Below are 16,366 nucleotides of genomic sequence, written 5' to 3'. Positions count from 1 at the left end.
GAGACACGTTACAGCTCGACGTTAAACCCTACGCAAGAGTGGAGTTAGACACGATTCGTCGTGCATCCACGGTGACGGCGTAGATAAGTCTACATAATTACAGATTATGTTAGATTTTTAGTAGCGGCACTTTTCCATTGGCTATCAGTCTAAGCAGAACGCAAACGACGGCCAAACTGACGACAATAGTCGCCCCGCCAGGGAAATCATAAAGGCTTGATAACATTAGCCCCAGAGTCAGACCTGCTAATCCTGCCAGATAACCTGAAGTAAGCGCTTTTTTACCAGATAGCTGATTGACCGCCAGAGCAGGCATAATCAAGGCGCTGAACACCAGATAGACACCCACCATTTTGACGCTGAGTGTCACCATCACGGCAAAGATCGGATAAAAAAGCTTGCCATCAAGGATGTCTGGTCTAATGATTGTCACTGCAAGAAATGCCAGACTGGCCAGACCCGGAACCACCATATCTTGCCAGCCAAGCCAGAGGATATGACCGTTCAGTGCCTTGGAAATATGTTCAGCTCCGTGTGGATCACTGGCCATAAGCAGCGTGATAGAAACCGCAGAGACCACATAAATGCAGCCAATAATGGCCTCCAGCTCTTTCTCTGTATACCTCGCCAGCCATGCAATCAGGCCAGCACCACTGATGGAAAAGACAAAGGGCATTAAGGCCCCTAATCCTGTGGAGCTGGTGTGGGAATTGTGGCTGTGAGCCTGGGTCATAGTAAGGATATGAGCGACGATAGCGCCCATAGCCGCAATCTGGGCAATGGCCAGGTCCATGAATATAATGCCACGCCCCAGAACCTGTCGTCCCAGAACCAGATGAGTACTGAAAACGATGATGCCTGCCACCAGGGCAGGCAAGATTATTGAAAGAAAAGCCCATTCCATTATGAATTATCCGGACTGCCTGTCACTTTCAGTAGCTTTTGAATGAGATCGTCATACAAGCTAATCAGATCTACACTTTGTTCGCTGCCGCCGATCGTCATGGGCAACTCTTTGGCAGGCACACCGGCTCTCTGACTTAACCAGTCCGCACCTTTTTTGTCTTGATAGGAGGCGAATATGATGGCATCGATAGACGTCTTTTTAGAAAGCTCCAACAAGGATGCCAGATGTCTGCTTGAGGGTGGCAGGCCGGGTTTGGGTTCCAGGTCACCAACAACATTCACGCCCAGCCATTCCAGCAGATAGTCAAAGTTGCTGTGATAAGTGACCAGGTTTTTACCTTTCAGTGGAGCTGCTACCTTTTCCCAGCGCTCGATGTTGGCCTCCCATCTTTCTGAGAACTTTTTGGCGTTTGCTTTGTATTGATCTCTGTTCCCGGGGTCAAGCTCTGCCATGCGTTCTGCCAGTGCCCGGGTGACTTTCTCTACTCGGTAAGGATCAAGATGCAGGTGAGGATTTCCTTCCGGGTGAACATCACCCATGGTTGGGTCTACCTTCTCAAGCTTACCGATGGTTTCCACCTGATCAGCCGCAAAGAACAGCCCTTTGTCTCCGGTCTGGACTTTTGGATTGGCTGACTTCATCTGCAGAACCGGGAGCCAACCGATTTCCAGCTCAGCACCTGAGCAAACGACTATGTCAGCCTTCCTCATTTTCGAGATCAGTCCAGGACGAGCCTGAATATGGTGAGGGTCCTGTCGGGCAGTCGTTGCTGTGTAAACCTTTGCTTCAGGTGCAATCGCTTCTGACAATGCCGCCCACTCCGGCTCACAGGCAAAAACGGTCAATGCCCCATGACTGGATACTGGAAAGGCAAGAGCGAATGCCAGCAACAGTTTAGAAAGTATGCGCATCGTGAGCTCCAAGGGACATGACATACTGAAGGGTCACGATGTTGTTGTTGGTGTTTTCGAAACCGTCGCCGGTCTGATGGGTATATTGCAGTCTGACTGTGGAGAAGTGTGAATAACTCCAGGACACCATAAGTTCAGTTTCTTGCAGGTTTTTCTCATCAAAATGATCGCCGTGGGCTTCGTAGCCTTTGAACTCACCGTAACGGGCACCCACTGCCCATTGAGGCGTCATCTGATAAACGCTGCTCAGGTAGAAGCCTTCATTTTTTTCATTAGCCTCGATGGTATCGCTGAGATCCCGTGTTTGTAGATATTCCCCTGTCAGGGTCAGACTGCGGTACTTATAGTTGCCATCAGGAGCCCACTTCCACACGGCATCGGCAATATAAGTGTTCTTGCCGGTAAACCGGGCGTCATGAGAGTGGTTGTGGCCCTCATCTTCTTCATGTCCGTGATCTTCATGGTTTTCGTGCTCATGATCATGACTACTGATGTTGGCACCGTTGTCATTCCTGAGATAGCTCAGACCCAGCTGCCAGCTGTGCTCTTCATTAAAATCACCGCCAATTTTGGTGAAGGCGGTGTAAACTCCCACTGACTTTGGATCGGTTAAATCTGCAGCCTGCATCTTTTCACCGCTGAAAGCTTCGGTACCGATCGTCCAGAACGTATCGGTAGGCATTACATAACTCAGGCGAACACCGTCGTCATAATAATGTGACCCCAGCATTGCCCGGTAAGCAGCAGGTCTTTCAACAAATGAATCCGTGTGGGCGTGTTGACCGTTCAGGTAGCCGATATCAGACAGGAATCGACCAGCCCGAACGCTCAAACCACCGGGAAGAGCCAGAGTCTGGATGAATGCCTCTTCTGTTTCGAACTCGGTTTTGCCATCGTGCTCATGCACTACACCGGTGAACTTGCCATAGAAAAGATCATCAATACCCGCGCTGACACCCAATTCAGTATGACCCAGTCCAAAGCCCTTATCGTATTCGCTCAGAGCGCTGTCGGCTGACTTGTAATGGCCGTCCAGAATAAGGCTGAAGTTTGGACTGAACCCTTCAGCATTCGCGGTTGCAGAGGCTGCCACCAGAATCAGCGCTTCTGCCATTCGGCGGCATGCCCATCTTTTGCGAGTAGCTTTTTTACAGGCAGTTGCAAGGGTGGGTTGGGGATGGAAGTCAGTGGAAATGACTGGCGAGTTGACTTCAGGCACAGATGGCTCCTAATGCGTAAATGATCGCTGCGTTGGGTGCAATAAATGTAGTCGACATTTGTCAGCTTTGTAAATGTTATAACATAACGAATTTAGATTGTTAACAAAATACGAAATAGATGCTTGGCTGAAGGACGACTTATCTGTCAGTGGCTGTCTACGAATGGCTATGGCACCATGTACTTCCCCTCACTGATAACGACAAAGGTGAGTGAAGGGAAGAGAGCAAGAAAATTAGAAAAATTGGTTTTATTTACTTGAAAAGACCTTTCAGAGCGTCTTTCAAGTGTCCGGCTTTTTTCTCAATCTCTTTTTCCAGACGCTTTTTCACTTCCTGTCTGGCCAGTGAAGCAATAGTGTCGGCCAGACGCTCGGTGTCAACGCCACACTCCTGCTGGCCTAGCTTGCCCTGGCAACGAACCGGCCAGGTGACGTTGACGTAGTCTTCGTTAACCACGCAAGCTGGATCGCTATCAGGAGCACGGTCGCCACTGATGTTCAGGCCCAAATGATAATCCAGAGTCTGTTTGACCAGATTGATATTACCGTCACCTTTGAGGTTCAGGTTGGTCAGGGCAGCAGTCAGGTCTTTATTGCTGGCTACCCCGTTGCTAATGGTGAAACTGCCTCTAAGCTGGGTGAACCGGGTGGTATGACCCCAGTCTTTTTTCTGCAGATCCTGCTTGCGAATCCTGGCAATTCCCTCGCACACCATCTTGTCAAAGTTAGCCTCAGTAAAGGCCCCCTGATCGACTTTGAAGTCGATCTTACCGTTCAGGTTACTGGTCAGAACACTTTGTAGCTGGCCATGGGTCGTCAGGCTCATGTCTGCATTCACTTTACCCTCAATAGACTTCAGCGCCGGTATAGGCTGGGCCAAAGCCTGCAGGTTGATACCTTTCAGGTTTGCTGTTGTCTGAACGTCGGGATCACCTTTCTTGCGAACATCGAGTTTGCCGTCCAGATCAATGCTCCCGTCATAAAAGCCGGAAGTTAGCTTGATATCCTGGCGCCCTTTCAGGGCTGTGAGCTGGACTGAAGGCTGATTAAAAATGAGTTTTGCAACGGTCAGGGAAGTCAGCCCCAAAGAGCCTTTGATGTTCAGAGGACGCAGGGTGTCTTCCGGAATCAGTGGCAGCTCCTGATTTGGCTGAAGTGCTTTTGCAGTGTCTGATGCAACGGTTGGGGGCTCTGTGCTCTGAACACCTTCTGATTTTTCTTCTTTGGATGCTGTCTCTTCATTAGTTGGTGGCAGATAGCGATCCAGGTTCAGATCACCGCCCTTGAACTGAAAGGTCATGTCCTGTTGTTCCAGATTTCCGATTTTGAAAAAGCCATCGATGTTGAAACCATCCAGCGTCAGATCCAGCTTGTCCGCAGAGAAACTATTACCATCGGTGCTAAAGCTGCTCTTGAAAGCCATCTGAGTCATTGCCCCGGGATCTGCCATGGGCGGGAGCAGGATCTTGATCTCTTTTAGAAACTTGCCCGGATTGAATTGAGTGACATCGAGGTGACCTTTCACCATCAGTGGTTTTTGCTGAATATTCAAAGAGCCAACAATTTGCAGGGTTTCGGCGCTTTCCCCAACAAGGTTCTCTTCTGCCGGGCTGGCGGAGATATTGAGATCTTTCAGATCATAAGTGCCGTCTTTAAGGTTGAATTTCAGAACGCCACTGATGCCAGTCATCAGCGTCAGATCCGGTTCACCGCTTCTAATGCGCGCTTTCAGATTGAAGTCAAAAGGCTCATTGTTGCGAACTGCCCCGGTTTCCAATCCCGCCTGATCAACCAGATAGGTTTTGCCTGTGCTCTTGTCGTTGTAACGGATCACCAATCCTTCAACGGTGACATGGGCAATATCCAGCTCCAGAGGAGCAGATTCGGTTTTACCTTCGGGCGTTATAACGGTTGTGGTCACTGTTGCTGTCGGTTGGCTGGCTGCATTTTTGGAAACTTCCCAGTTGCCTTGGCCAGACTCATTTTTGACCAGGTTGAGCTCTAGCCCTATCAGTCTGGCTGTTTGCATCTCTACTTTTTTGCTTAACAACGGTAGCAGTTTAACGCTGACTTCCGCTTTACCCAGTTCAGCCAGATCGGAGTTGTCTGCACCTTTTACATTCACCTGCTCGAGGGAAAGTCCCAGCCAGGGAAAGACCGACCAGTCAATGGGGCCGTCAATCGTGAGTGTCAGGCCTGTGTTGTCATAAACCAGTTTGGAAATGTCATCCCGGTAATTGTTGGGATCAATCACTTTTGGAAGAATCAGGGCAGCGGCAACCACAAGAATAATGATGCCAGCCACCACAGAGGCGATGAGTTTAATTGCACGATTCATGGGAGACCTCGGGATCTCAGGGTACAAAGTGTTGTTATTGCTTGTTCAGGGTAGTGTACAGCAAGTGTTTGAGGAGTTGGCAAGGGGGATGAAAATATTGTTTCCTAACTCTCCCGGGCCTGAAGTTTCTTGAGGGATTTCACCGAGCGGGTCCAAGGGTAGAGAACCTGAACAGCGTCTTTCAGTTGGGGTGAATTAAGAACAGCCAGAGCCTCTTTACTGCTGCTGAACTGACCTTGCAGAAGAACATACCAGTCTTTCTGATTTTTACGGTATCGGGCAGTGACAGCAGATCTCAATTCAGGGAATCGTTTCTTCAGCTTCTCAATGGCTTCCGGCTTGTTGGCTGCAAACCACTGGATAGTGTAGCTGTTACCCGTTCCGCTGAAGACCGACCCCTTTGGCTGGGTAACTATCTGGGAGTGAATCTGCTGAGCCCTTTCTGGCTTAGCTGATATGAGACTTTTTAGTTCATTAACTGATCGGACTCTGGGGTACAGACGTGTAGAAATACGCGCCAGCTCCGGGTTGGAAAGTGCCCTTTTAGCCTGACCTTTGCTGGTATAGGGGGAGCCTACGAGCAAAAACCAGTCTTGTCGTCCTTTTCGGTAGTGTATGATCTGGGCGTCACTCAACTGTGCATAGCGCCTGCGGACTCTTTCGAGAGTATCTCTTCGGGTTCCAGCCAGCCACTGGATAGCGTAACTGTTTGGGGAGGCTCCGAGGATGCTCTGTTTGGCAGGCTCTCGGTACTCTCTGGTTTCTTTTGGACGACGGTATTCGTTGATCTCTTTCCGGGCTGAATAAGCTGAATAGCTGTCCTGTTGGTGGCTCTGTTGGTGGCTCTGTTGGTAGTGCTTTCTTGCTTGGAAACGATCCGCTTCAGGCATCGTCCGGGCATAACGTTGTGTACTCGAAGTGCTGTAATTCAAATCCAGTGCTTCCTCATCGTAATAGGGGTCGGACTGATAGGAAGATCCAAATATTGGCTCAGAAGTCTGGTAAGGGTCAGTGTTGTAGTCCCGATAGGTTTCTGCTGGTTGCACCTTTGGGTAGGCGGGCGCGATACTGGCAAACAAACGATTATTATCCGGCTTAAGAGGATCATTATCTGCATAACGCTGTTCGTTAAATGGCTGTGAGGGGCCGCCGGGAGCTCTGAGTTCTCCCGGCATAATCAGGTTGAGCTTCTGAATGCTGGCCAGAGAGCGTGTCCAGGGATAGAGCTTGTCGGTCAGCAACAACCGGGGAGGGCTGTTGAGGGCTGTCATCGCTGACTGGCTATCTCTGAAAGGTCCGTCCAGCAATACAAACCAATCTTTGTTGTTGCGCTGATAGCGAACAATCGTCGCCTGTTGCAGAACCGGGAAACGACGCTGCAAATCCCTTAATGGCTCTTCGGTATGTGTTGCAAGCCACTGAATAACAAAGCTCCCGTGTTCCGAACTCAGCAGTTCGTTGATGCTTTGCCGGGGTTGCTGTTTCGGAGTCGTCTGTTGGTTGGGATTGGCGTAGTTATCTCGCCGTTGATAGTCAGGCTGCACTGACGTCCGCGAGGAGTCGATTTCTGGCTCGGCTCTGGCAGGCTGATATTGATTCTGAGGAATCGTTTCCGGATACCCATTGTTTCTATCTGAAGCAGAATACGCAGCGGTTTCCAGAGGTTGTTCGTAACGATCTGTCTGGCTGCTTCTGCATAGCCAGTCGCTGTTAGGTCCTGAGCGACAATCCCACGATGAACTCAGTGCCAGAGGTTTTGGAGGCAATAAGAGAGCGTCCGCTGAAACAGCGATCAGTGTCGTCAGGGAAGCAACGACTCCCAGCCTGAGCGTTTTGTCCTTAAACAGCACTTGAGCAGACATGAATCAGATCCTTCTGACCATTGCTTTTAAAAAATCAGATATGTGAATTAATTGCAAGTGTTGTGATGAATTAATTTTTTAAATGCCAAATGTTGTATGACCCATTGAACTGGAAGCAGCGAACTCAATGAATGGGCAACCGCATGCTATGGCATGTTTTTCAGCGACTATTATGAGGTGTGGTTGTTTGCCTGACGCTGGTTGGGGGGGTTATCTGCCTATGCCGTTTGGATGTCTGAGGAACAGGTTATGGAGATAATGGGTACTTTTAGGGTAATGTCATATCAACGATGGTTGGCGGTGGGTTTTTGTCTGGTTTTGCCCATCTCTTCGTGGGCTTTGGATTCGTCATGTTTCCCCGGGGTCGATAGCCGTCAAAAGCAATATCTGGTGGCTTCTGGCACGCTGATACTGGAAGCAGCCCGGGAGAAAAAGCTGAACAAAGATGAGGTTGAGTTTCCTGTCTGGGTCAGTGGTTATCAGCGGGGTTGGTTTGTCAGGGTCGTTGAAAAATCACCAACCAGAACCGTTTTGGGTGTTACCCCGAAAGAAGGGACGTTATTCAATGGCTTGTTGCTGGCATCATCCGATCAGCAGATCCGCAGTCTGGATCGCACTGAAACCCTGAACTGCAGGGTCTTGATGAATGTCAGACAACTCAAGAGCATGACTGGTGGTCACCTACCCGAGCAAGGGCAAATCTGGATATATGTCGTCAAGCCTGGAAATATCAAGAAAGCGGTGGGCAAATACCCTATTCAACAGTCGGATGTTGATAATTTCCTTACCGGCTGTCTGGAGCAGTCCAAGATATTTTCACTGCCTCAGTTTTCTGAACAGTGTGTGGATTTTACGGTAGGCTGGTCGGAGGACTGGGCCAATGACCGTGAAAGACCTTCCGGTGGCAGGCTTGTACAGAACAAGCGAAAGCAGATTGACAGGCTGCTCGAGAGGCTTGAAGGTGACCTTTTCGACAAAGTACGAGATGAATAGCTCGCCTGCTTCGGAGCTGCTCCGTATAATAGCCGGGTTTTGGTCCGGGAGTCGGCAGGCATTCAGGTTAGAATGGTCTTAATCAGAGTCTGGCATTATTAACAACGGGTCAGACTCCATGCACAGAATAGATACAATCGGAGATTATCATGGCTGAGCGCAAGGCCAGTGTTGAAAGAAATACGCTGGAGACCCAGATCAGGGTTGATATCAATCTGGATGGTAATGGCAAGGGCCAGTTCGACACAGGTGTTCCCTTTCTTGATCATATGATGGACCAGATTGCCCGTCATGGCATGATTGATCTCGACGTCAAGGCTGTGGGCGACAACGACATTGATGACCACCATACCGTAGAAGATATCGGTATTACCCTGGGTCAGGCGTTCACCAAAGCCATTGGTGACAAGAAAGGCCTGACCCGCTACGGCCACTCCTATGTACCGCTGGACGAGGCGCTTTCCAGAGTGGTCATCGATTTTTCCGGACGTCCCGGTCTTGAGTTTAATGTTGATTTTACCCGGGCCATGATTGGCAAGTTCGATGTTGACCTGTTCTATGAATTCTTCCAGGGCTTTGTTAATCACGCCAATGTGACACTGCACATTGATAATCTGCGAGGTCGCAATGCTCACCATCAGATAGAAACGGTCTTCAAGGCTTTCGGCCGGGCACTGAGAATGGCATTGGAACTGGATCCCCGCATGGCTGGCCAGATGCCGTCCACCAAAGGTTCGCTTTAATCAACAGCGAAAAAGCAGCCATGAGCGAAACAAATAAACTGTCCGGTGAGTTAAAAGAATGAAGACCGTTGCAGTCATCGATTATGGGATGGGTAACCTTCACTCTGCCAGTAAAGCTCTGGAACACGTGGCCAGCAGCGATACCTGTGTCAAGGTGACTTCTGACCCGAAAATTATACAGCAGGCAGATCATGTAGTACTTCCCGGCGTCGGGGCTATCCGTGACTGCATGGCAGAAATTCGTGCCAAAGGCGTGGATGATGTAGTGCGGGAAGTGGTCGAAAGTCAGCGCCCGCTTCTGGGTATCTGCGTTGGTATGCAGGTCATGCTGAATCACAGCGAAGAGAATGGTGGCGTTGACTGCCTGGGTCTGATGCCCGGGCGAGTAAAATTTTTTGGCAAGGGGCTGGTGGATGAGAGTGGAGATAAACTGAAAGTCCCCCACATGGGCTGGAGCCCGGTTCAGCAACATCGTGACCATGCCCTCTGGAAAGGCATCGAAGATAACGCCCGCTTCTATTTTGTCCACAGCTATCATGCTCATGCGAACGACGATGGGATGGCCGTCGGTCGTTGTCACTACAGTGTTGATTTTGATGTGGCTTTAGCACGGGACAATATTTTTGCGGTGCAGTTTCACCCTGAGAAAAGCGCTGACAGTGGCCTGAAACTGCTTGAGAACTTTTTGAACTGGAATCCATAGAGAGGGGCTCGACACTTTAAAAACGTTCGAGTCAAAAAAAATGGACATAGACGCTTTACAACCATTTATGAAGAAGCCCGATTCCAATGAAAAGAATTGGGCGGTCTTCTCCCATATCCTGACTTTATTTGGCTGTGTCCTGCCGGGCATGAACATATTGATCCCTTTTCTGATCTGGTATCAGAAAAAAGATCAGTCTGCGTTTATTGCCCATCATGCTAAAGAGTCTTTGAATTTCCAGATTACCGTGATGCTGGTGATTGCGATCTGGGGATTACTGAATGCCGTTCTGATCGGACTGCTCTTTCTTCCCCTGATTCCGTTTGCAGTGGTTTTTGCCCTGATTTTTGTGATCCGGGCCAGCATGAAAGCCAGCAGCGGAGATGAGTATAGATATCCGGTATGCCTGCGTCTGGTCAGCCTTTAATCGGTTCAATGCAGAAAATAGAGAGGCCGTTCAATGGGCTTAGCGAAAAGAATTATTCCCTGTCTTGATGTTGATAACGGCAGAGTGGTGAAAGGCGTTCAGTTTCTTGATATCCGTGATGCCGGTGACCCTGTTGAGGTGGCTCGTCGGTACAACGAAGAAGGTGCTGACGAGATCACCTTTCTGGATATCACTGCCAGCCACGAAGACCGCGACACCATGGTTCATACGGTTGAGCGCATGGCCAGTGAAGTGTTTATCCCTCTCACAGTCGGTGGCGGCATTCGCAAGGTGGAAGATATTCGTACCATGCTTAATGCCGGTGCCGACAAAGTTAGTATTAATACGGCGGCTGTCTTTAACCCTGAGTTTGTTCAGGAAGCTGCTGATCGTTTTGGTAGCCAGTGCATTGTTGTTGCCATCGATGCCAAGAAGGTCAGCCTGTCAGACGAGCCTGATCGCTGGGAAATCTTTACCCATGGTGGCCGAAAGCCAACCGGGTTGGATGCCATTAAGTGGGCGAAGAAAATGGAACAGCTGGGAGCCGGGGAAATTCTGCTGACCAGCATGGATCAGGATGGCGTGAAAAACGGTTACGACATTGGTGTGACCCGAGCCATTTCCGATGCCCTGGAAATACCTGTGATTGCTTCAGGTGGTGCGGGAAACCTGGATCATCTGGTTGAGGCTGTAAAAGCAGGCAAGGCCGATGCAGTGCTGGCGGCGAGTATTTTTCACTTTGGTGAATACTCTATCCCGGAAGCCAAGGCCTACATGGCCAGGCATGGCATTGAAATGAGAGTCTGAAGTGCTTACAACATTATTTTCCCAAAAACAGTCATCAGTGCGACGAGCAACACGATTAACGGTTGCTCTGCCTTCGTCGTAGAATCATGGGCGGTTGTGCTTGACTCATCAGCACCCATTTTTATCTTGAAGGTGGCCGAGTTGTACTGACCATCGGGTAATACACTGGGCAGTGAATAAAACGGATTAGTTAAGATATTGTAAACATCACGGTCAACTGATTTTACTCTCAACCGGGTGTTTAAAATCCATTCGTTTTGGATTTGTTGCAATCGACCCGGAAACTGTTGACCACCAAGAATCGAAGTCAGTGCAAAATAAGTATATTCAGTGATCATACAACTGTAGTCACAGCTTTCATCTTCATAAGTGAACCAGGCGTTTGCAGGGTAACTGTCCGGGATGTTATCAAACCGACCACCACGAGCTTTGTCCATAGCATCGGCAATCAATGAACCATGTTGCTCACCCAGAGCTTCAGGATAAACTTTGCTATAGCCAAGACGGGTGATCAAATGTAGAACCTCTTCGAGAGCGCCATCAAATACGCCTCTGGCTGCGCCATTTGGGTGAGTTTCGCTTGCTTTCAGGTCTTGCAGATTGGTCAGCTTCTTATTATTTCCGACTTTATTCCGCACGGGCTGTAGCTCGGAATCGTCAGCTATCATGGTCAGAGTGGCTTTTTGTGCAACTAAGCTATCAAGCACTGGCTGATTATCGACAACACCATCATCATTGTTATCGAGATATTCAGCCATGATTCTCGCAGCATGAAGCAGTTTCTCATCGGGCACTTTTTCCGTGCCCCGAACTTTAATACCAAACACCGTCGTGTATTTTGGAAATACTATATCCAGGATTTGTTGGTTTTCAGTGGTCGGAGTCAGGGTAAGTGTTGTCGTCTGCGTCGTGTTGTCTGAGTAATTACCGCTGCTGTAGGCGTATGAGTTCAAGCTAATGGCGATAGCTATCGCTGTTTTAACTAGGGTTAGATTGGGCTTCATAATCCCTCCAAACGAACGACAGGTTTACAACTCCAGCTCCCGGCTGATGTCATAAGCTTCCTGCTGAATGACTTCCTGCTGTTCAGCAGGCAGTCCGGTGATCTCCACAATATCCTCACCCTGTTCACTGATTTTTATTTCGGGCTCTCCGGCAGGTAGCCAGTTGAGCTGGTCACGGAACATGTGAATACCTTCCGAACCCGGCAGGCTTGCCAGCATCAGGGCATTACTGGCGGCACTGTCGGATTGTGAGGGGTGTTCTGTATCGGGGAAATCAGCGATGCCATCACTGACACAGATTCCCAACCCAATCTCCAGCGCAGCAATGTTCTGCTCGCCAACGACTCTGTTAAGGCTTTGAATCAACAGGGCACAACTCAAGGCGTCCACAGCAAAGGAGGCACTTTCAAGACTGGAGAAACGAATATACCCGGTGCCATCAGGTGTGTAACTTAACTCTCCCTGATACTGTTGAGCGGCGTGTTTCAGAGCTTCGTTTTGCGTCTCAATAATGTGCATCAGATCATGGGGAGCCAGCAGTTGCCGTAATCGGGGCATGTTTTTGTTACGAACACTGACAATGGCTGAGACTTCCTCTTTTTCCTCTTCCACGGGTTCCGGTTCAACAGAATCCATCAGTTTTTCAGTGAGCTGCTTTTCCACAAAGCCAGAGAGTCGCAGTATTTCGTTTCTGCAGGAGACGGGATTGGTAGGGGATTGCAGAATAGAATGCAACTGTCTTTCAATCAGGTTGAGCCGGAAAGTGATGCCGGAGGCGAAAAAGTAGAGCAACAGCAAGCCACTGACCAGAAGAATGATACTGACAGTAATGATCAGTGTCAGCGCATCACCGGGGTGTTGGGTCAGTAACCCTTTATCCAGTTGCAGACGGACATAACCTGCGATCACGTCCTGATAATGTATGGGTGACGAATAGGTTTCACCTTTCTCGCCGACCTGGTCACTTTCTGAAGAGGCTATTTCACGATTATCAATGCTGTAAATGGCGGCCTTGGCGACATAGGGATTCTGCACCAGCTGCCCCAGCAGTACGTTGAGACTGAGACGGTCTCCTGTGACCAGCATATCAGTGGCGGCACTGGCTGTCTGGGCACTCAGCAGGTTTCCGATCGAGTCAGCCTGATGACGGCTGGTGGACTCCAGTTCGCTGCTGACCAGAAAGACGGTAGACAGCGTCAGGGCTGTGAACAGCAGACCAAACATCAGTAACAGTTGCTGGCGAAGAGACAGGGCTGCTGATTGTCTGGCAAACAGGGTGATGATTTTTTTCGGCAATGACAAGGCCGAACCTCCTGGGGTGTTATGTCGGGGGATTTTTGCAAAGACGACGGTGTGGTTAAATCTGACCGCCCACGCCTTTAAATTTTTCCACGAAATCAGCCATTTTCTGGAATACTGACTGTTTTTTGGCTTTGTATTGCGGGTTCAGTGGGCTCATTTTGGGAAGAGTGGCATTCAGGTCAGTACCGTTCTCGCTGGCGTATTCCCGTTTCAATGAACTACTGATGTAGCGTCTGGCTGCATCGTCGTTTAACTCTTCAGAGCGGATAAGCTCTTCGGCCTTGCGTTTTTGTTCAGCCTGCGCGAACGTGAAGAAGGCATCAATGATGCTGGCTTTATCTCCGATGTTATCCAGGTCGGTCTGGTTGATAAAATCAACAATCAGACTTTCCTTGGCACGGTTCCCGAGACTGGCACGAATAAGACGACGGACTTCTTCAATCAAGTCGGCTTTGTTTTTATTCTTTTTGTTGTGCTCAAAAATCAGTTCCAGGATGTAGTCAAGGTTGATTTCCTGAGATTTCAGAAGGTCCACTTCAAAGATAACATCGTCCCAGTCGATGCTGGATTCTTCTTTTTGGTTGGCGGCTTTCTCACGACGTAGCCAGTCACGGGTATCGTTGTAAGTTGAGCGATAATCCTGGATTAACCGCTCAGAAGGCACCTCGATAGCCTGCATGGCTGCCAGGTCATCGTCGTTCAGATAGTATTTGGCTTTAAACGCCTCGACGGTCTCAGGATTATCCATATCCACAGTTTGTAAGGCTTTCAAACCTGCAAACTCGTCGTAGTTTTGCAGCACATTCTCAACGCGCAGGTATTCACCAAAGAGTTTTGCGAAGTCTTTTTTATCCTGCTCTTTGATAATTTCATCAGGCTTTGGAAAGCGTCTTTGCAGTTCTGCGACAACCTCCAGATAGCCACGGCGAGCTTCGCCTGTGGTGAGATCGGTAAAGCCTTCCATGTACTCTTTGTAGCTCTTCTCCAACACGACGTTTTTGGTGTTCTTATCACCAAACAGCGTGATAGCGTCGATCGTTGGCTGCTCAAGATCACGGAAGGTGACGATATTACCAAAGGTCTTGGTGGCATCATAAATCCGGTTGGTACGGGAATAGGCTTGCATCAAACCGTGATAACGCAGGTTTTTGTCAACAAACAAGGTGTTTAACCTGGGGGCATCAAAACCCGTCAGGAACATACCGACAACGATCAGCAGGTCGACTTCCTGTTTTTTTACCCGTTGGGCAAGATCACGGTAATAGTTTTGAAAGCCTCTGCTATCGACACCAAAATTGGTTTTAAAGTGGGTGTTATAGTCAGCAATAGCGGCGCTCAGAAACTCTTTGGCACTGCTGTCCATGGCGGAGACTTCGAAGCTTTCATCAACAATATCCCCGACGGCATCCTGTTCTTCATTGGCTGCAAAAGAGAAGATAGTGGCCACTTTAAGGTGCTTTTTGCCCGGTTGTTCCTGATGGTCTTTATTCTGTAGGGTTCTGAAGCTTTCGTAGTAAGCTTTGGCCGCATCCACACTGCTGACGGCAAACATGGCATTGAAGCCTGCACCACCGGCTTGCAGTCGGTGAGTCTTTTGCCTGAAGTTATTCAGTATGTACCGGGAGATTTCAGTAATACGTTCCGGATGCAAAAAGGCCTGCTTGTTTTCAGCGGCGGTGAGCTTCTGCTCATCCGTTTCTTTTTCAAGGTTTCTGAACTGTGGTCGTACATCGTTGTAGTCCACTTTAAACTTCAGCACTTTTTCGTCGCGTATCGCATCGGTGATGACATAAGAGTGTAATTCCCGGCCAAACACGCTTGCTGTCGTGTCTGCGCCCAGCGCATTTTGCGGGAAGATCGGCGTGCCGGTAAAACCAAATTGATAGTATTTTTTAAACTTCGTCTTCAGGTTCCTTTGCGCTTCACCAAACTGGCTGCGATGGGCTTCGTCAAAAATAAACACGACCTGTTGTTGATAGACAGGCAGATGGCTCTCGCTTTTGATCAGGTTGTTCAGCTTTTGAATGGTAGTCACAATAATTTTGTTGTCGTCTTTAGCGAGGTTGCGTTTTAAACCTGCTGTGCTGTCTGAGCCGTTTACGCTGTCGGGTGAGAAGCGCTGGTACTCTTTCATGGTCTGATAATCGAGGTCTTTACGGTCTACCACAAAAAAGACCTTATCAATAAAATCCTGCTTAGTGGCCAGACGGGCGGCTTTAAAGCTGGTTAAGGTCTTGCCAGAACCGGTGGTGTGCCAGATATAGCCGTCACTCTCGGTGTTACTCCAGTTTTTGCCCTGATAGGAACTTCTGATTTTCCACAAAATGCGCTCGGTGGCGGCAATCTGGTAGGGGCGCATGACCAGCAAGGTATTGCTGACATCGAAAACACAATAGTGCAGCAGTACCCTGAGCAATGTGTTTTTCTGAAAGAAGGTGGCGGTAAAATCCTTCAGGTCTTTAATCAGGGTGTTATCGGATTTCGCCCAGTTCATGGTGAAATCGAAGCTGTTTTTATTGCGCTGGGTAGTATTGGCGAAGTAACGGGTGTCGGTACCGTTGGAAATCACAAACAGCTGCAGGTACTTATAGAGCGAGTTCTCGGCATTAAAGCTCTCCTTGCTGTAGCGATGCACCTGGTTAAAGGCTTCCCGAATGGCAATGCCGCGCTTTTTCAGCTCAATCTGCACCAGCGGTAAGCCATTCACCAGAAGGGTGACATCATAGCGGTTGGCCTGGGTGCCGGTTTGTTGAAACTGTTTGATCACCTGCACTTTGTTGCGGGCGACATTCTGTTTATCCAGCAGGTAGATGTTTTTGATATGGCCATCGTCAAACACAAAATCAAAAATGTGGTCGTCATGAACCTTGCGGGTTTTATCAATGATGGTGTCGCTGGGATTGTCCAGATACTGTTCGACAAACCGGAGCCACTCGCCATCCTGAAACCTGACGTTATTCAGTGTCTGCAACTGCTCACGGACGTTCACCAGCATTTTTTCGGGCGTGTTCAAGCCTGCTACATAAACGTAAGTCATTTGTCAAAATCAGAACGATTAAAGCGCCAAAGCAGTCACTGGATCAAATAAGGGCACTACCGAAAATGGAACTACCGGATCACGATGAACTCTGATTCACTGTTGCCGTCTGG

Annotated in this window: 13 protein-coding genes; 5 read left to right on the top strand and 8 right to left on the bottom strand. The window is 49.0% G+C overall.

Annotated features, from left to right (window positions below; translation table 11 throughout):
• Positions 1–109: 109 nt before the first annotated feature.
• The 5 genes from KBW69_RS19580 to KBW69_RS19560 form a co-directional block, all read right to left on the bottom strand.
• The gene (locus KBW69_RS19580; RefSeq protein ID WP_257281953.1) at positions 110–904 is read right to left on the bottom strand and encodes a metal ABC transporter permease; all 795 of its coding nucleotides are present in this window, start codon (positions 902–904) and stop codon (positions 110–112) included.
• Positions 904–1,818: a metal ABC transporter solute-binding protein, Zn/Mn family gene (locus KBW69_RS19575; protein WP_257281952.1), complete on the bottom strand. Its 915-nt coding sequence runs from the start codon at positions 1,816–1,818 to the stop codon at positions 904–906. Before KBW69_RS19575 ends, KBW69_RS19580 begins: the two co-directional genes overlap by 1 nt.
• The gene (locus tag KBW69_RS19570; RefSeq protein ID WP_257254966.1) at positions 1,802–3,037 is read right to left on the bottom strand and encodes a hypothetical protein; all 1,236 of its coding nucleotides are present in this window, start codon (positions 3,035–3,037) and stop codon (positions 1,802–1,804) included. The genes KBW69_RS19575 and KBW69_RS19570 overlap by 17 nt, the downstream gene beginning before the upstream one ends.
• Positions 3,038–3,290: 253 nt before the next feature.
• Positions 3,291–5,375 (bottom strand): AsmA family protein, encoded by a 2,085-nt coding sequence (locus tag KBW69_RS19565; RefSeq protein WP_257281951.1) that lies wholly within the window; start codon positions 5,373–5,375, stop codon positions 3,291–3,293.
• A gap of 104 nt (positions 5,376–5,479) precedes the next feature.
• Positions 5,480–7,237, bottom strand: coding sequence for an SPOR domain-containing protein (locus KBW69_RS19560; protein ID WP_257254968.1), 1,758 nt, complete (start codon positions 7,235–7,237; stop codon positions 5,480–5,482).
• A gap of 249 nt (positions 7,238–7,486) precedes the next feature.
• Here KBW69_RS19560 and KBW69_RS19555 point away from each other — a divergent pair, with 249 nt between their 5' ends.
• The 5 genes from KBW69_RS19555 to hisF all read left to right on the top strand — a co-directional run bounded on the left by KBW69_RS19555 (position 7,487) and on the right by hisF (position 10,910).
• Positions 7,487–8,230 (top strand): hypothetical protein, encoded by a 744-nt coding sequence (locus KBW69_RS19555; protein WP_257281950.1) that lies wholly within the window; start codon positions 7,487–7,489, stop codon positions 8,228–8,230.
• A 149-nt stretch (positions 8,231–8,379) separates the two neighbouring features.
• The gene (gene hisB / locus KBW69_RS19550) at positions 8,380–8,973 is read left to right on the top strand and encodes an imidazoleglycerol-phosphate dehydratase HisB (RefSeq protein ID WP_257254970.1); all 594 of its coding nucleotides are present in this window, start codon (positions 8,380–8,382) and stop codon (positions 8,971–8,973) included.
• Positions 8,974–9,031: 58 nt separating this feature from the next.
• A complete protein-coding gene (gene hisH, locus KBW69_RS19545) occupies positions 9,032–9,676 on the top strand; it encodes an imidazole glycerol phosphate synthase subunit HisH (protein WP_257254971.1) in 645 nt (214 codons plus the stop codon).
• A gap of 40 nt (positions 9,677–9,716) precedes the next feature.
• Positions 9,717–10,103 (top strand): DUF4870 domain-containing protein, encoded by a 387-nt coding sequence (locus tag KBW69_RS19540; protein WP_257254972.1) that lies wholly within the window; start codon positions 9,717–9,719, stop codon positions 10,101–10,103.
• A gap of 33 nt (positions 10,104–10,136) precedes the next feature.
• Positions 10,137–10,910, top strand: coding sequence for an imidazole glycerol phosphate synthase subunit HisF (gene hisF / locus KBW69_RS19535; protein WP_257281949.1), 774 nt, complete (start codon positions 10,137–10,139; stop codon positions 10,908–10,910).
• A gap of 5 nt (positions 10,911–10,915) precedes the next feature.
• Here the strand turns inward: hisF and KBW69_RS19530 are convergent, their stop codons facing one another.
• From KBW69_RS19530 to KBW69_RS19520, 3 genes are read right to left on the bottom strand one after another with little or no spacing between them, the layout of a single operon-like run.
• Positions 10,916–11,914, bottom strand: coding sequence for a hypothetical protein (locus KBW69_RS19530; protein ID WP_257281948.1), 999 nt, complete (start codon positions 11,912–11,914; stop codon positions 10,916–10,918).
• A gap of 24 nt (positions 11,915–11,938) precedes the next feature.
• Complete coding sequence (locus KBW69_RS19525; RefSeq protein WP_257252432.1) at positions 11,939–13,216, bottom strand: AhpA/YtjB family protein; 1,278 nt, start codon at positions 13,214–13,216, stop codon at positions 11,939–11,941.
• A gap of 55 nt (positions 13,217–13,271) precedes the next feature.
• Positions 13,272–16,253, bottom strand: a complete 2,982-nt coding sequence (locus tag KBW69_RS19520; protein WP_257281947.1) for an HsdR family type I site-specific deoxyribonuclease — start codon at positions 16,251–16,253, stop codon at positions 13,272–13,274.
• Positions 16,254–16,366 lie beyond the last annotated feature (113 nt).

The organism is Endozoicomonas sp. ISHI1 (genome assembly GCF_024606225.1).
Taxonomy (GTDB): Bacteria; Pseudomonadota; Gammaproteobacteria; order Pseudomonadales; family Endozoicomonadaceae; genus Endozoicomonas_A.
Note: the sequence above shows the minus strand (reverse complement) of the source record. Positions and strands in the feature narration are given on the sequence as shown.

Coding starts and splice junctions, on each gene's coding strand:
- KBW69_RS19580 (WP_257281953.1), bottom strand. CDS start 904: ATGGAATGGGCTTTTCTTTCAATAATCTTGCCTGCCCTGGTGGCAGGC.
- KBW69_RS19575 (WP_257281952.1), bottom strand. CDS start 1,818: ATGCGCATACTTTCTAAACTGTTGCTGGCATTCGCTCTTGCCTTTCCA.
- KBW69_RS19565 (WP_257281951.1), bottom strand. CDS start 5,375: ATGAATCGTGCAATTAAACTCATCGCCTCTGTGGTGGCTGGCATCATT.
- KBW69_RS19560 (WP_257254968.1), bottom strand. CDS start 7,237: ATGTCTGCTCAAGTGCTGTTTAAGGACAAAACGCTCAGGCTGGGAGTC.
- KBW69_RS19555 (WP_257281950.1), top strand. CDS start 7,487: ATGGAGATAATGGGTACTTTTAGGGTAATGTCATATCAACGATGGTTG.
- hisB (WP_257254970.1), top strand. CDS start 8,380: ATGGCTGAGCGCAAGGCCAGTGTTGAAAGAAATACGCTGGAGACCCAG.
- hisH (WP_257254971.1), top strand. CDS start 9,032: ATGAAGACCGTTGCAGTCATCGATTATGGGATGGGTAACCTTCACTCT.
- KBW69_RS19540 (WP_257254972.1), top strand. CDS start 9,717: ATGGACATAGACGCTTTACAACCATTTATGAAGAAGCCCGATTCCAAT.
- hisF (WP_257281949.1), top strand. CDS start 10,137: ATGGGCTTAGCGAAAAGAATTATTCCCTGTCTTGATGTTGATAACGGC.
- KBW69_RS19530 (WP_257281948.1), bottom strand. CDS start 11,914: ATGAAGCCCAATCTAACCCTAGTTAAAACAGCGATAGCTATCGCCATT.
- KBW69_RS19520 (WP_257281947.1), bottom strand. CDS start 16,253: ATGACTTACGTTTATGTAGCAGGCTTGAACACGCCCGAAAAAATGCTG.